This window comes from uncultured Thiodictyon sp. (genome assembly GCF_903946935.1).
In the GTDB taxonomy this organism is placed as follows: Bacteria; Pseudomonadota; Gammaproteobacteria; order Chromatiales; family Chromatiaceae; genus Thiodictyon.
In genome coordinates, this window is the sequence record NZ_CAJAXH010000008.1 from 84,663 (window position 1) to 98,367 (window position 13,705).

Sequence of the window (13,705 nt, forward strand, 5' to 3'; positions counted from 1 at the left end):
GCCATGTCCTGTTGGACTTGCCCGTACTCCCGATCCGTTGGGTCCGGGTCAGGGAACCAGCGGGTGCGGGGTTGGCGACGCCCGTCCTCGAACCAGAGTTTGTATTTGAGCAAATCCTCCGAGAAGACCGCCGGCAGGTCCTCGACCGGGGACATCCAGACCGGGAAGATGCGCCCGTGATCGCCGCTATGCTGGTCCAGAAAGGTCTCCAGCTCCTGCCGACACCAAGGGGAGTCGCGATAGCCAGTGGAGAGGATGGGCACCAGTAGGTGGGAGGCCGCGAGCTTGGCGCGGATGGCATCGGTGACATTGTCGCTGCCGCGCAGCCGTTCATAGTCGAGCCACACCCGGTCGCCCTGAACCTTGCGCCCGAGCTCGCGCGCGAGGTGCTTGCGCAGCCGATCGACGAAGGTGCTGACCCAGCCCTTCGACTGGTCCAGCCCGGTGGGTTCGTTGTCGACCCAGGCGTAGCTGATGAAGGCGTTGTAGGTCTCGTCGGTCATATCGTCCGCTTCCGTTGATCCGACGCGATATTACCGCCGGGGTCGGTGGTTGCGCCAGCGCGACCTTGAGGAGCCGGTCGCGGCCTGGGGGCCGCTCCTACGGGGCAGGAGCCCCAGAACGCGACGAATGCTTGCGCCCCGCGCCAGCGTGGAGCCGCCCGGGGCCATGCCCTATACTAGCGCCCTTTCGTCCACCGCCGCCGCGCAGTCCTGCGCCGCCGCGCCACGCAGGCACCCGGCCTCATGAACCCCGCACTCGGGCTGCTCCAGCCCTACCCGTTTGAAAAGCTCAACGCGCTCAAGGCCGGCTGCTTGCCGCCGCGCGACTTGCAGCCGATTGCGCTCTATATCGGCGAGCCGAAGCACCCGACCCCGGGGCTGATCACTGAGGCCCTGATCGCGCACCTGCATACGCTTTCGGTATACCCGACCACCCGCGGTCAGCTAGCCCTGCGCGAGGCCATCGCCCGCTGGCTGACCGGGCGCTTCGCCCTGCCCGTCGGGCTGGTGGATCCGGAGCGCCACATACTCCCGGTCAACGGCACGCGCGAGGGCCTGTTCTCGCTCGCGCAGGCGGTGGTCGACCAGCGCCGCGCGCCGCTGGTGCTTATGCCGAACCCCTTCTATCAGATCTACGAGGGGGCGACCCTGCTCGCCGGGGCACAGCCGCACTTCCTGCCCTGCCGGGCGGAGCACGGGTTCATCCCAGACTTCGAGGCGGTGGACGCGGCCACCTGGGAGCGCTGCCAGTTGCTCTACATCTGCTCGCCGGCCAACCCGAGCGGGGCCGTCATGGATCTCGCCGCACTCACCCGCCTGATCGAGCTCGCGCAGACCCACGACTTTGTCATCGCCTCCGACGAGTGCTACTCGGAGCTCTATTTGGACGAGTCGGCCCCGCCCCCCGGGCTGCTCCAGGCGGCGGCGGTCATGGGCAACGACCGCTTCGAGCACTGCATCTGCTTCCACAGCCTGTCCAAGCGTTCCAACGCCCCCGGGCTGCGCTCCGGGTTCGTCGCCGGCAATGCCGAGCTGATCCAGGGCTTTTTCAACTACCGCACCTATCACGGCTGCGCCATGGCGCTGCCCACCCAGAGCGCGAGCACCGCCGCCTGGTCGGACGAGGGTCATGTGCGCGCCAGCCGTGCGCTGTACCGCGAAAAATTCGCGGCGGTGGTGCAGGTCCTGGACCCGGTCCTGCCGGTGACTGCACCGCCGGCCGGTTTCTATCTGTGGCCCCAAACACCGATCCCGGACACGCAGTTCGTGCGCCGGCTGTTTGTCGAGGAACACGTGACCCTGTTGCCGGGGAGTTACCTGTCGCGTACCGTGGATGGCTTCAACCCGGGCGCCGACCGGGTGCGCCTGGCCCTGGTCCCGCCGCTGGATGAATGTCTCGAGGCCGCCTGGCGCATCCGCCGCCTGGTCGAGCGGCTGTGATGCACCGGGCCTGACCGGCTGCGGTAAACTGTTGTCCCGACCCCCTTCAACCCCGTTCAACCCCCTTTGTCCAACCGGAGCCGTCCATGAGCGACACCCAAGACATCATCGTCGAGGCCTTCGAGCGCCGCGCCGAGATCACCCCGCGCAATGTCCAGACCCTGGTCCACGACGCCGTCCTGGATGTCATCGAGCGTCTGGACCGGGGCGAGCTGCGCGTCGCGGAAAAGCGCGATGGCGAGTGGGTGGTCAACGACTGGATCAAGAAGGCCGTGCTCCTGTCCTTCCGCATCGAGGACAATCTGTTCATGAAGGGCGGGTACACCAACTATTACGACAAGGTGTTGTCCAAGTATGCCGACACCAACTCGCGTGAATTCCGCAATTCCGGCGTACGCGTGGTGCCGCCGGCCACGGCACGGCGCGGGTCCTACATCGCACCGTCCTGTGTACTGATGCCGTCCTATGTAAACATCGGGGCCTATATCGACACCGGAACCATGGTCGACACCTGGGCCACGGTCGGCTCCTGTTCCCAGATCGGCAAGAACGTACACCTCTCGGGCGGGGTCGGCATCGGCGGGGTGCTGGAGCCGGTCCAGGCCGCGCCGACCATCATTGAGGACAACTGCTTCATCGGCGCCCGCTCGGAGGTCGTCGAGGGGGTCATCGTCGGTGAGGGTGCGGTGATCTCCATGGGGGTCTTCATCGGCCAGAGCACCAAGATCTATAACCGCGAGACCGGCGAGATCCTCTATGGCCGCGTCCCGCCCGGCGCCGTCGTGGTCCCCGGTAACCTGCCCTCCAAGGACGGCAGCCACAGCCTCTACTGTGCCGTGATCATCAAGCAGGTGGATGAGCGCACCCGCGGCAAGGTCGGCATCAACGAGCTGTTACGCGATATCTGAGCGCTTGCCTTCTCGTTCCCACGCTCCCGCGTGGGAATGCCGTGCGGGCGCTCTGCGTCCGGTCTGGCCGCCAGCCACTGATCACTAAACACTATGCTCACCCTCTACGGCATCGCCAACTGCGACACCATCAAGAAGGCCCGTCGCTGGCTCGATGAGCATGGTCGCGAGTACCGCTTTCACGACTATCGCCGCGACGGGCTCACCGAGCCGCAGTTGCGCGCCTGGGTAGACCAACTGGGCTGGGAGTCGCTGCTCAACCGCCGCGGTACGACCTGGCGCAAGGTGCCTGCGGCGATGCAGGAGGCCATCGACCAAGAGTCCGCCATCCGCGTGATGCTGGAGCAACCCGCGATCATCCGGCGGCCCCTACTCGATACCGGCGAGTCACGCCTGATCGGCTTTTCCGAATCCAGTTATACGGAGTTGCTTGGCTGATGTCCGCCACCCTTGATCTGGCCTGCGAACTGATCCGCCGGCCGTCCGTCACCCCGATCGACGCCGGCTGCCAGGACCTGCTGGCCGGGCGGCTGGCAGCCATCGGTTTCCGGATCGAACGGATGCCGTTCGGTGAGGTGACCAATCTGTGGGCGCGCCGCGGCACGGCCGGCCCGCTGTTCTGCTTTGCGGGCCACACCGACGTGGTGCCGAGCGGGCCCGTGGATCACTGGGCGAGCGACCCCTTCACGCCAGAGATCCGCGACGGGCACCTCTATGGCCGCGGTGCGGCGGACATGAAGGGCTCCATCGCGGCCATGGTTACCGCAGTGGAGGGCTTCGTCGCCGCCCACCCGGATCACCGGGGCTCCATCGCCGTGCTCATCACCAGCGATGAGGAGGGCATCGCCACCGAGGGTACCGTCAAGGTGGTGGAGCGGCTGCAACGCCGGGGCGAGCGGATCGACTGGTGCCTGGTCGGCGAGCCCTCCTGTCCGCAGCGCCTCGGCGACACCATCAAGGTGGGGCGCCGCGGCAGCCTGACCGGGCTGCTGACCGTCCACGGCAAGCAGGGCCATGTGGCCTACCCGTTGCTTGCCAGTAACCCCTTCCATGCCGCCGCCCCGGCCCTGGCGGCACTGTGCGCCGAGGTTTGGGACGAGGGCAACGCCCACTTCCCGCCGACCAGTTTCCAGATGGTCAACCTGAACCTGGGCACCGGCGCGGACAATGTGGTCGCCGGCCACCTCACCGCCCAGTTCAATCTGCGCTTCTCCACCGAACTGACCCCGGCGGTCATTGAGGAGCGCGTGCGCCGCATCCTGGACGCCGGCGGCTTCGCCTATGACCTGACCTGGCGGCTCTCCGGCCAACCCTTCCTGACCCCGGCCGGCGAGTTGGTGGTCGCCACCCGGGCGGCGATCACCGCCGTCACCGGGATCGACACCGAGGCGTCCACCAGTGGCGGCACCTCAGACGGACGCTTTATTGCGCCGACCGGGGCGCAGGTGGTCGAATTCGGGCCGATCAACACCAGCATCCACCAAGTGGACGAGCGGGTCGCGGTGGCAGACCTGGAGGCGCTGACGGCGATCTATCAGGGCATCCTGTCCCGGTTGCTGGGGCCGTAATCGCGCATGATCGAGATCAGACCCGGCACCGACGCCGACCGCCCGCAGATCCTCGCCCGGATCGCCGAGGTCTTTGGCCCTGAGCCCGCGGCGCGGGCCGATCGGCTGTGGGACTGGCAGTGGCATGAAGACCCACGGCTGCCGACCCGGGGCTATCGCGGGATCGTGGCCGAGTGGCGCGGCCAGATCATCGGCAACCTGAGCACCATCCCCACCGGGTTGCACATCGGCGGCGAGCCGGTCAGAGCCCACTGGTTCGTGGATGTGCTGGTGCATTTTGGTCTGATGCGCCAGGCACTCAAGGACCACCGCCGCAACCCACCGGTCGGCGGGCCCGACCTCTCCCACGGCATCGCGGCGGCCCTGTTCGACCACCCGAACGCGGGGCCGATTCAATTCGGCAAGCACATCTCCGATGACATGATGACTATCATCGAGCGGATCGGCTTCATCCCCACCGCGGGCAGTGGGTCCATGCACCGGCGAGTGTCGCTGAAACACACGCTGGGGCGCTCCATCGGTCGACCGCTGGGCGATCTGGTCGGCACGGTGGCGGACCTGGCGCTGCCGCTGCGCCGGCCGCGGCTCCCGCTGGAGGTGCTCACTGGGGCATTCGACGCGCGTTTCGATCGGCTGTGGGAGGAGGTACGGGGTCGCTACCCCGCCATCTGCCGACGCGATGCCGCGACGCTCGACTGGCGCTATCGCCGGCACCCGGAAGGCGACTATCAGGTCATCACGACCACTGACGGTGAGGGTCTGCGCGGCTATGTGGTGCTGCTCACCTATGACAAGGGCCGGCGACGCTGGGCCAAGCTGGTGGATCTGCTGACCGCGCCGGGCGACACCGAGGCGGTCCGCGCCCTGGTGAGCGGTGCCTTGCGCCAACTGCGCCGGCAGCGGGCGGAGCGGGTGGAGACCTTCGCCTGCGGTGGCGGCCTCGCGGACTGCCTGGGCTCGCTGGGCTTCACGCCGCGGCTCACCAAGTCCGGCCGACCGCAGCCGCTCATGGCCCGCGCGCTGCCGAGCGCCGCCGCCGGCATCTATGTCACCCAGGGCGACGGGGACGGCGGGTGAACCCGCTGCGGCGCCTCCATCAAACCCTGGCCCGCGCCATCTACAAGCGCCGCGACGAACGCGACGAGCGCACCGCGTGGCCGCAATGGTTCCTGCTGGCAGGTCTGCGTGAGCGCGCCGCCTGGTGTACCCCAGACCCGGCGGGGCTAACCCCGCTCTATCCCCCGGCGGACAGCTTCTGGGCCGATCCCTTCGCTTGGGTGCAGGACGGGCGGCGCTGCATCTTCATTGAGGAGTACCCCTTTCACACCGAGCGCGGACGGATCAGCGTCTTGGAATTGGGGACCGATCTCAACCCCATCGGCCCCGCCGTACCGGTCATCGACGAGGACCGCCACCTCTCCTACCCCTTCCTGTTCGCATTCCAAGGGGAGCTCTACATGGTCCCGGAATCGGCCGCCAGCCGCCGCGTGGACCTCTACCGCTGCACGACCTTCCCCCACGGCTGGACCAGGGTGAGCACCCTCATCGACGGCATCCAGGCGGCCGACGCCACACTGTTCGAGCACCAGGGCCGCTGGTGGCTCTTGTGCAGCGCCCGCCTGGGTAAGGCGCGGGTCAACGACTCGCTCTTCGCCTTCCATGCGGACTCTCCGCTCAGTGACCGCTGGACCCGACATGCCGGCAATCCACTGGTGCGCGACTTTGCCGGGGCACGCCCCGGGGGCCGGGTCTTTGTCGATGACCAAGGCCGCCTGCTGCGCCCGGCGCAAGTCTCAGTGCCCCGCTATGGCTATGGGCTTGCGCTCAAGCAGATCCTCGAACTGACCCCGGAGCGCTTTCGCGAACGCCGCATCTGGGCCGCGAGCGGGCCGGCGAGCGGCGGCTGGCGCGCCATGCACCATCTGGATTGGCACCAGGGCCTGATGGTGATGGATGCACAACGATTGGTACCGCGGCCCGATTGACGCGCGGTCTGTCCTCATGTGCGCTCAGAGGGCGATCAAACGGGCGCGAGAACAAAGGCTATTCGTCAACCGTATCGCACTGGAATGTCGAGGCGTGCGACCACTCCGCGTACAACATCAAGTCTAGCCACAGCATCTTGGACCAATAGCGTGTTGGTTCGTTGATCGACGGCGATAGTACCGCGTTCGGAGAGCAGGTTGACGCCCTCCGACTTGATCAAGGCGGCGAGATCGGTAGCGCTGTGGTACTTGACCTGTATAAATTCCCAGCGCAGAGGGACCAGCTCCTCAATCTGCAAGCGAGATTGCAATTCCAGCCTCTCCTGCGCCGCGAGTTCCGTGGTCGGTGCCACCGTGATCACGTTCCCCGTTTGACGCATGCCCAGTCCCTTGGACTTGAGAACGATGTCAAGAACTTGGTCCCAGGGTACATTCTTCAGCCGCAGCGTAATGCTGCCGCGTACAGTGTCAGTGGCGATCAGATTCAGCCCAGTAAAATCAGCAAACAACTGCAAAACCGCGCGCACCTCAATGTCCTGAAAATCGACCGAGCTAGCGTAGAGGTCACGCACCGCGGGTTTATCCTTGCCGTTATGGGAGAGAAAGCAGTCATAGTCCATGGTTGGCCCCTATCACGGCAACGGTTGGATGCAATCACGAACATTATCGACGCTAGAGGCTTAAGCGTCCAACATTAAACGCTCGTCGTAAGCTCTAGCAATGCACCACGAGTGGCATGCCGCTACGGACCTTGCGGCCTTGATCGTCGTTCCGGCCACTGGAGGTCGAGGCTTTACCGTGAAAGTCGCGCCGGGAGCGCGCTCCACTTCTCCCTCCCCCTCCTGGGGGAGGGCGGGGTGGGGGAACGGCCACGGCGCCCGCCACTTTCATCTTGCGGGGTGGTGCGGGCGCCATGGCCGTTAGCCGGTCCGGCGCGCAAGCGCCACCGGTGTCTCTTGGATAGGTCGAAAACCGCCGCCGGCTAAAGCCTCGACCTCCGGTTACGGGCGGATCGCCGCTGGCCGCAACGATGATCAAAGCCGACCTTGCACATCCGCACCGGTGATAACCCCATAGCACATCCGGCGCGCTCGCAGTCGATGATGTCCCTACATCCCCCAAACCTCAATCCCAACCCCCTGAAACCGCTCGCTGCGCCGAAAGACCTTCTCGCTCCAATCCCGCCCGCTGCGGTCGAAGATCAGCAGGTGGGCCTCATCTGCGGCACAGCGGTCCTGATACGCATAGGTCTGTTCCAATCCCAGGGCGATGGTCTGCGCCAGCCCCTTATGCAGTATTCGTGACCGCACGGTCGCGGGTGGTCGGATCGCGAAAGCAGAGTTGGTAGCCCAGTGCATTGACCAGCCAGGGCTGGCCGCGGGTCAGGTCCCAGATCAGCGCAAGGGCCTCCGGGCTGAAAGACTGGCCGGTTTCCGCGGTGTGCTGGCGATAGAGTTCGACCACATCGGCGGCCGTGAAGTTGCCCAGGCGAATGGACTCGGCCTTGATGTTGAAGGCGCTGCCGCCGGTGATGATCGCTTGCGAATGGGCGCAGTGGATGCGGTAGTCGCGCACGTCGCGCACCCCGCACAGGACTACGGTCTGGGGGAAGGCGGTGGGGCGCTTGTCGTAGCCGGAGCGCAGTTGGCGCAGCACCGCCACCAGACTGTCGCCGACCAGTGCGTCGATCTCGTCGATCAGGAGCACCAGCGGCCGATCACTGTGCGCAGACCAGCGGGTGAGGATCTCGGTGAAGGCCCGCTCCGCCCCGCTGCGCTCGAGGATTTCGACCCAGTGGCCATCCAGCCAGTCGTCGTGCAGGTGGGTCCTGGCCCGCGAGGCGAGCTCGCCCAGGATGGCACGCATCGCCCGGCCGACGTCTTCCCGGGCGCTCTGGGCCATCTCGACATTGAACTAGAGGCAGCGGTAGCGACCCTGCCGGTTCAGGTGGGCCATCAGCGCCAGCAGGGACGAGGTCTTGCCGGTCTGGCGCGGGGCGTGGAGGATGAAATAGCGCTGCTGCTCGATCAGCGACTCGACCCCGTCCAGGTCGATCCGGTGGAGCGGGTCCAGGCAGTAATGGTCGACGCAGTTGGCCGGGCCGGCATTGTTGAAGAAGCGCACAGGGTGATCCTCAGGGTTTCGCAACGCAGGATACCCCGGGACGACAGCGTATGCACCCAGAACCCAACCAAGGGACGGTTCACTAACAAGCGCCGCGTTACTTTGGCGCAACAGACTGTTTTACAAGGCTTCGCGTCGAACTCTCGTGTATAACTTGTTCTGCACCGTTACCAAGTCACGATGCACGACTCGCCGAGGGCACATGCGGAACCGATCGCAGTCTTACGCTAGCGGCGGTTGCCGCCCGCGGGCGCCAGTCCAGGTCATGATTTGCCGAGACCCTCTTGCTAGCCACACCCGCTGTTCGACTTGCAAGCCGCTCTCTCTTACACCGATAATGTCAATTACTGTGCAAGATGCGAGTCCTCTACCATGTCGACCGTCACCGCCTCAGACAAGGACCAAGTGGTCATTCCGGCGTCGATCCGACACCGGCTCGGGATTGCGCCCGGGACCAAACTCGATTTCGATTTCGAGTTGGAGGGCGACAGCATTCGTATCAGGCCGCTGCGGACAATCAAGCCAACTCAGGCCGCAGACGGGTACGGTATGCTGACCTGCACTCGGCCGGGCGAACGGCGCCTCGCCGATTTCGACGTCGCGACGGGCATGCGCAGTGCAGCCGATGATCGCCCTTGATACCAACATCCTCGCGCGATTCTACGTCGATGACCCAGGCGATTCGGAAGCGGTTAAGCAGCGACCCATCGCTTACGAGATTATCACCAAGCTCTCGAACCTATTCGTCCCGCTCACCGTGATCCTAGAATTGGAAAAGGTGATGGTCCCCGGGGCTGAACCGGAGTCCACCAAGCCTGGTCCTTTCCAATGAGCGTATCCATTCAACTCTGTGCGTCACCGCCCATGGGGACGTGCGTTGCTTGAGGCCTTGACCCTGATCCTGATCTGCCAGCTCGCCGGCGAAGTGACGGTGCGCGCTGCCGGCCTGCCGGTGCCGGGCCCCGTGCTGGGGATGCTGTTGCTGCTCGCCTGGCTGTGGCTCAAAGGCGGTATCTCTGAGCCGGTCGGACGGACCGCGGATACCCTGCTCGGCAACCTGTCGCTGCTGTTCGTCCCGGCCGGGGTCGGGGTCATGGTCCATTGGGCGCGGGTTCAGGAGCAGTGGGTGGCGATCGCCGCGGCCCTGGTCTTCGGCACCCTGATCACGGCTGCGGTGACGGCACTCACCATGATGGGGGTGCAGTGGCTGCTGGCCCGACGCCGGGGGACCAAGCCATGACGAACGCACCACTGACCGAGATCTGGGTCTACCTGGCCGCCTCGCCGCTGCTGTGGCTGACCGCGACCCTGGTCTGCTATCTGGCGGCGCTCAAGGTCTATCGCCTGGGCGGCGAGAGCCCACTGTTGAACCCGGTGGCCATCGCGGTGGCCCTGCTGATCGGGCTCCTCAAGCTCACCGGGACCGCCTATCAGACCTATTTCGATGGCGCCCAGTTCGTCCACTTTCTGCTCGGCCCGGCCACGGTCGCGCTCGCCATTCCGCTCTATCGCCAGCGGGAGCGGCTGCGCAGCCTGGCCTTGCCGATCCTCATCGCCCTGCTGGTTGGGGTGGTGGCGGCGGCCTTAAGCGCCGTCGGGATCGGGGTCCTGTGCGGGGCGGACCCGGTGACACTGATCTCGTTAGCACCCAAATCGACCACCACCCCGGTGGCCATGGGCATCAGCGAGAAGCTCGGCGGGCTGCCGTCACTGACCGCGGTCCTGGTGGTCAGTACCGGGATCGTCGGGGCGGTGTTCGGCCCCGGGTTGTTGCGCCTGCTCAAGTGTCACGACGACGCGGTGAAGGGCTTCGCCATGGGGCTCAGCGCCCACGGGATCGGCACCGCCCGCGCCTTTCAGATGAGCCCGGTGATGGGGGCCTTCTCCGGACTCGCCATGGCCCTGTCGGCCTTCGCCACCGCGCTCATCTTGCCGCCGTTGTTGCGGTGGGTTGGCCTGACGGGATGAACCGGTCGCGGCCGGGGGGCCGCTCCTACGCCCGTCGGAGGGCCTCCCGGTCGCGACGAATGTCGTCGGCGGGTTAAGATCGAACCCCCGAAGAATCGGTCCCGCCGGACCATCAAGACCCCGGAGAAACCCGTCATGCGATTCACCCAGATCGCCGCCGTGTCCGCCCTGAGCGCACTGCTCGCCCTGCCGGCCTGGGCCGCCGATCCCAGCTTCCGGTGCAGCAAGGTTGCGCATGAGGTGGAGGACCTGATCTGTAAGGACGGCGAACTGGCCGACCTGGACCGCCAACTGTCCGGCCTCTACGGCGTCGTCCTGCGACACACCCCGCCCAGCCAGCAGCGCCAGCTCAAGTCCGAGCAACGCGGCTGGCTCAAGGGCCGCAACGATTGCTGGAAGGACAGCGACCAACGCGGCTGCGTCAAGGCGGCCTATGAGGACCGCATCCGCGAACTCCAGGACCGTTGAGGGCGCCGTTAGGGCGGCGCGGTGGATACGCTGCGCCGATCCACCCGCTGGCGCGCGCCTGATCCGATCAGGCCGCCATTCGGCGCCTAACGGATACCGACGACCGAGAGCCCAATGATTTGCAACTGATTGAGTGATAAATCGGCAAACTCTTTGCTCAGAACCGCGGGAATCAGCGCGACATCCCGCAACATCTGCGTTGCTTGCGATTGCAGCAAGGTCGCCCCGGCATCATTGAAAAACTGCTCGAAATGGACCGCCCGGCAGCGATTCACATGACCGTGGCTGTTGGAAGACATGAGGTGCCAGAGCCAGGCGGGATAGCGGAGCATGGCCAGGCCAAGCGGATCGAAGTGATCCCGCAAATCGATGACATGAGAGAAATAGCCGCCGGGCCGCAAGACCCGACTGAATTCCCGGCAGACGGCAGCGGGGTGCTTCACATGCTCCAGAACGGCATGACTGAACAACACGTCGATGGACCGATCCGGCAGCGGCATCGTCTGCGCCTCGCACGGGGCCAGATAGACAATCCGGTCAGGACTGAAGGCGACGGTATCGCCGGCGAAGGTCACCGCCTCGGCCAGCGCCTGAGCGGCTTGCCGGCGATCCCATAGCGCCGGATCGGCGATCGGCAATCGCTCTGGATGGGCGAGAATATCGGCGATTAAACCGCGATAAAACGCAGTCAGCTTGGACTGGAAATCGACATGGCGGTAATTGTCGACGCAATAGACGCGGCGCGCACCGGAGGCGATCAAGATCAGGGCATTCCCCAAATTGCCGCCAGGGCCGATCTCGACCAGCGTTTGACCCAGCGGGGCCGGCGATCCCAGGCGCTGCACCGCGCCGATATGATGCCGACAGACACCCATGTTATAGCTGACGTCATGGTATTGCTGCAACGGCTCGCCACTGGCGTCGCGCCAGCGCCGCAACAAGGGTATACCGGCTAACTGATTACGCACAATGCGCACTATCGGGCTATACATGATTGAAGACAATTCACTCGCAGCGAGGCAACCGGGAGGGCGGCGAACGCGCTGCGCAACCGCCGGAACGGCGCGATTCGATCAGGTTTCGCACACGAAGTCAATGTGTTGGCGGTGAGCGTCCGCGGCCGGAGGACGTTCATTTGGGCGCCGCCTTGCGCCACACGCCGGCCAGGTTCGGCATTTCCGGTAGACTGCATCAGCGCGGCGCGGCCACCGGCACCCGTGCCGCGACCCGGCCAGATTGCCGCGCGCCCGATCTATCCGACCCAAGAGTGATGCCGTGGGACTCGACCTGACCTCGACCGACCGCGCGCCCCCGCTGGCGCTCTACATCCACACCCCCTGGTGCCTGCGCAAGTGCCCGTACTGCGACTTCAATTCACACGCCTGGGCGGGCGCGCCGCCCTTCGCGGACTATGTGGCGCGCCTGCTCGCCGACCTGGATCAGGAACTGCGCAACCCCGCCGCCAGCCGCCCCCTGATCAGTCTTTTCATCGGCGGCGGGACCCCGAGCCTGTTTCCCGGCACGGCCATCCAGGCGCTCCTTGACGGGGTCCGAAAACACACCGAACTGATCCCCGGATGTGAGATTACCCTGGAGGCCAACCCGGGGGCCGCCGACGCCGAGCGCTTCGCCGCCTATCGCCGGGCGGGGGTCAATCGGCTCTCCATCGGGGTCCAGAGCCTGGACGCCGCGATGCTCCGGCGGCTCGGTCGCGTCCATGACCCGGCGGGGGCAAGGGCGGCGGTCGCGGCGGCCCGCGCCGCCGGCTTCGACAACCTGAATCTGGACCTGATGTTTGCCCTCCCCAGCCAGACCCTGGCCCAGGCCAAGGCGGACCTGGCGGCGCTGATCGACCTAGCGCCCGAGCACATCTCTTACTACCAGATGACTCTGGAGCCCGACACCCCCTTCCATGCCGCCCCCCCGGCAGTCCCGGACGCCGACCTGGCCGCCGATATGGGCGAGGCCGGGCGGGCGCGGTTACAGCAAGCGGGGTACGGCCAGTACGAGGTCTCGGCTTTTGCGCGCGCCGGGCGGCAGTGTCGGCACAACCTCAACTATTGGCGCTTCGGCGACTATCTGGGGATCGGCGCCGGGGCCCACGGCAAGCTGACCGATCCGGGGTCCGGGGCCATCCGGCGCACGGCCAAACACCGCCGGCCGCAGGACTATCTCAGCGCCGCACCGGAGGCATTGATCGAGAGCGAGCGCACACTCACCCAAGACGACCGGGTCGGCGAATTCGCCCTCAACGCCTTCCGGCTCACTGCGGGGTTTGAACAAGCGCTCTTTACTGCCGCCACCGGACTGCCGTGGTCGCGGATCGCGCCGCTGGTCGTTGCCGCGGTCCGGGACGGGCTGTTGCAGTTGAGCGCCGGGCGCGTCGTACCCACCGAACTGGGCTGCGCCTTCGCCGACGACCTGGTGGCACGCTTCCTCGCCGATGACCCGGCCGCCGAGGAAACCTCAGGACGGAACCGTTCTAGCCAGGACTCTCTGTTGCAACCGGCGGTTGTCCGCAACACTGGACAACGCCAGGTGGCCCGGGTATAAAGCACGTCGGTCCCCTTACTGTCCGAGGCCCCGTGCGTGAACCTTCGCGAGGTCATCCTCCAACCCGTCGCTGCGTCCGAGGAGGCGCGCTTCCAGGCCCTGATGCAGACCCATCACTACCTGGGCGCGCTGCCGAAGATCGGGCACACCCTGTGGTATGTCGCCACCTGGCAGGGCCAGTGGCTGGC

At 66.1% G+C, this 13,705-nt stretch carries 16 protein-coding genes and 2 pseudogenes; 12 read left to right on the forward strand and 6 right to left on the reverse strand.

Annotated features, from left to right (window positions below):
- Positions 1 to 98: 98 nt before the first annotated feature.
- Positions 99 to 503: pseudogene (locus QZX93_RS27225) on the reverse strand (toll/interleukin-1 receptor domain-containing protein); the annotation flags it as partial.
- Between the two features lie 243 nt (positions 504 to 746).
- On the opposite strand from QZX93_RS27225, the gene dapC reads away from it, so the two are divergent.
- The 6 genes from dapC (at position 747) to QZX93_RS00730 (ending at position 6,404) form a co-directional block, all read left to right on the forward strand.
- Positions 747 to 1,943, forward strand: coding sequence for a succinyldiaminopimelate transaminase (dapC, locus tag QZX93_RS00705; RefSeq protein WP_295392707.1), 1,197 nt, complete (start codon positions 747 to 749; stop codon positions 1,941 to 1,943).
- A gap of 86 nt (positions 1,944 to 2,029) precedes the next feature.
- Positions 2,030 to 2,851, forward strand: a complete 822-nt coding sequence (gene dapD / locus QZX93_RS00710) for a 2,3,4,5-tetrahydropyridine-2,6-dicarboxylate N-succinyltransferase (RefSeq protein WP_295392709.1) — start codon at positions 2,030 to 2,032, stop codon at positions 2,849 to 2,851.
- Positions 2,852 to 2,944: 93 nt separating this feature from the next.
- Complete coding sequence (locus tag QZX93_RS00715; protein ID WP_295392711.1) at positions 2,945 to 3,289, forward strand: ArsC family reductase; 345 nt, start codon at positions 2,945 to 2,947, stop codon at positions 3,287 to 3,289.
- On the forward strand, positions 3,289 to 4,419 hold the full coding sequence (dapE, locus tag QZX93_RS00720) for a succinyl-diaminopimelate desuccinylase (RefSeq protein ID WP_295392713.1): 1,131 nt from the start codon (positions 3,289 to 3,291) through the stop codon (positions 4,417 to 4,419). Before QZX93_RS00715 ends, dapE begins: the two co-directional genes overlap by 1 nt.
- 6 nt (positions 4,420 to 4,425) lie before the next feature.
- Entirely contained in the window at positions 4,426 to 5,496 is a 1,071-nt protein-coding gene (locus QZX93_RS00725; protein WP_295392715.1) for a GNAT family N-acetyltransferase, read from the forward strand.
- Positions 5,493 to 6,404 (forward strand): hypothetical protein, encoded by a 912-nt coding sequence (locus QZX93_RS00730; protein WP_295392716.1) that lies wholly within the window; start codon positions 5,493 to 5,495, stop codon positions 6,402 to 6,404. The genes QZX93_RS00725 and QZX93_RS00730 overlap by 4 nt, the downstream gene beginning before the upstream one ends.
- 74 nt (positions 6,405 to 6,478) lie before the next feature.
- On the opposite strand, the pseudogene QZX93_RS00735 reads toward QZX93_RS00730, so the two are convergent.
- The 4 genes and pseudogenes from QZX93_RS00735 to QZX93_RS00750 form a co-directional block, all read right to left on the reverse strand.
- A pseudogene (locus tag QZX93_RS00735) lies at positions 6,479 to 6,955 on the reverse strand (secretin N-terminal domain-containing protein); the annotation flags it as partial.
- A 558-nt stretch (positions 6,956 to 7,513) separates the two neighbouring features.
- Positions 7,514 to 7,714, reverse strand: a complete 201-nt coding sequence (locus QZX93_RS00740) for a hypothetical protein (RefSeq protein WP_295392718.1) — start codon at positions 7,712 to 7,714, stop codon at positions 7,514 to 7,516.
- The gene (locus QZX93_RS00745) at positions 7,692 to 8,306 is read right to left on the reverse strand and encodes a hypothetical protein (protein ID WP_295392720.1); all 615 of its coding nucleotides are present in this window, start codon (positions 8,304 to 8,306) and stop codon (positions 7,692 to 7,694) included. Before QZX93_RS00745 ends, QZX93_RS00740 begins: the two co-directional genes overlap by 23 nt.
- A gap of 12 nt (positions 8,307 to 8,318) precedes the next feature.
- Complete coding sequence (locus QZX93_RS00750) at positions 8,319 to 8,528, reverse strand: hypothetical protein (protein ID WP_295392721.1); 210 nt, start codon at positions 8,526 to 8,528, stop codon at positions 8,319 to 8,321.
- A 372-nt stretch (positions 8,529 to 8,900) separates the two neighbouring features.
- On the opposite strand from QZX93_RS00750, the gene QZX93_RS00755 reads away from it, so the two are divergent.
- The 5 genes from QZX93_RS00755 to QZX93_RS00775 all read left to right on the forward strand — a co-directional run bounded on the left by QZX93_RS00755 (position 8,901) and on the right by QZX93_RS00775 (position 10,964).
- Positions 8,901 to 9,167, forward strand: coding sequence for an AbrB/MazE/SpoVT family DNA-binding domain-containing protein (locus QZX93_RS00755; protein WP_295392722.1), 267 nt, complete (start codon positions 8,901 to 8,903; stop codon positions 9,165 to 9,167).
- A complete protein-coding gene (locus QZX93_RS00760; protein ID WP_295392723.1) occupies positions 9,154 to 9,360 on the forward strand; it encodes a hypothetical protein in 207 nt (68 codons plus the stop codon). The genes QZX93_RS00755 and QZX93_RS00760 overlap by 14 nt, the downstream gene beginning before the upstream one ends.
- Positions 9,361 to 9,405: 45 nt before the next feature.
- Positions 9,406 to 9,768 carry a CidA/LrgA family protein gene (locus QZX93_RS00765; RefSeq protein ID WP_295392724.1) on the forward strand — a complete coding sequence of 121 codons (363 nt, stop codon included), beginning with the start codon at positions 9,406 to 9,408 and terminating at the stop codon, positions 9,766 to 9,768.
- Positions 9,765 to 10,496, forward strand: coding sequence for an LrgB family protein (locus tag QZX93_RS00770; protein ID WP_295392725.1), 732 nt, complete (start codon positions 9,765 to 9,767; stop codon positions 10,494 to 10,496). Before QZX93_RS00765 ends, QZX93_RS00770 begins: the two co-directional genes overlap by 4 nt.
- Positions 10,497 to 10,631: 135 nt before the next feature.
- Positions 10,632 to 10,964, forward strand: a complete 333-nt coding sequence (locus QZX93_RS00775; RefSeq protein ID WP_295392727.1) for a lysozyme inhibitor LprI family protein — start codon at positions 10,632 to 10,634, stop codon at positions 10,962 to 10,964.
- 86 nt (positions 10,965 to 11,050) lie between these two features.
- On the opposite strand, the gene QZX93_RS00780 is transcribed toward QZX93_RS00775, so the two are convergent.
- The gene (locus tag QZX93_RS00780; protein WP_295392729.1) at positions 11,051 to 11,932 is read right to left on the reverse strand and encodes a class I SAM-dependent methyltransferase; all 882 of its coding nucleotides are present in this window, start codon (positions 11,930 to 11,932) and stop codon (positions 11,051 to 11,053) included.
- A 307-nt stretch (positions 11,933 to 12,239) separates the two neighbouring features.
- On the opposite strand from QZX93_RS00780, the gene hemW reads away from it, so the two are divergent.
- A complete protein-coding gene (hemW, locus tag QZX93_RS00785) occupies positions 12,240 to 13,517 on the forward strand; it encodes a radical SAM family heme chaperone HemW (protein ID WP_295392731.1) in 1,278 nt (425 codons plus the stop codon).
- The last annotated feature ends 188 nt before the right edge of the window (positions 13,518 to 13,705 follow it).

Coding starts and splice junctions, on each gene's coding strand:
- QZX93_RS00755 (WP_295392722.1), top strand. CDS start 8,901: ATGTCGACCGTCACCGCCTCAGACAAGGACCAAGTGGTCATTCCGGCG.
- dapD (WP_295392709.1), top strand. CDS start 2,030: ATGAGCGACACCCAAGACATCATCGTCGAGGCCTTCGAGCGCCGCGCC.
- QZX93_RS00715 (WP_295392711.1), top strand. CDS start 2,945: ATGCTCACCCTCTACGGCATCGCCAACTGCGACACCATCAAGAAGGCC.
- QZX93_RS00760 (WP_295392723.1), top strand. CDS start 9,154: ATGATCGCCCTTGATACCAACATCCTCGCGCGATTCTACGTCGATGAC.
- QZX93_RS00745 (WP_295392720.1), bottom strand. CDS start 8,306: ATGGCCCAGAGCGCCCGGGAAGACGTCGGCCGGGCGATGCGTGCCATC.
- QZX93_RS00770 (WP_295392725.1), top strand. CDS start 9,765: ATGACGAACGCACCACTGACCGAGATCTGGGTCTACCTGGCCGCCTCG.
- dapE (WP_295392713.1), top strand. CDS start 3,289: ATGTCCGCCACCCTTGATCTGGCCTGCGAACTGATCCGCCGGCCGTCC.
- dapC (WP_295392707.1), top strand. CDS start 747: ATGAACCCCGCACTCGGGCTGCTCCAGCCCTACCCGTTTGAAAAGCTC.
- QZX93_RS00725 (WP_295392715.1), top strand. CDS start 4,426: ATGATCGAGATCAGACCCGGCACCGACGCCGACCGCCCGCAGATCCTC.
- QZX93_RS00775 (WP_295392727.1), top strand. CDS start 10,632: ATGCGATTCACCCAGATCGCCGCCGTGTCCGCCCTGAGCGCACTGCTC.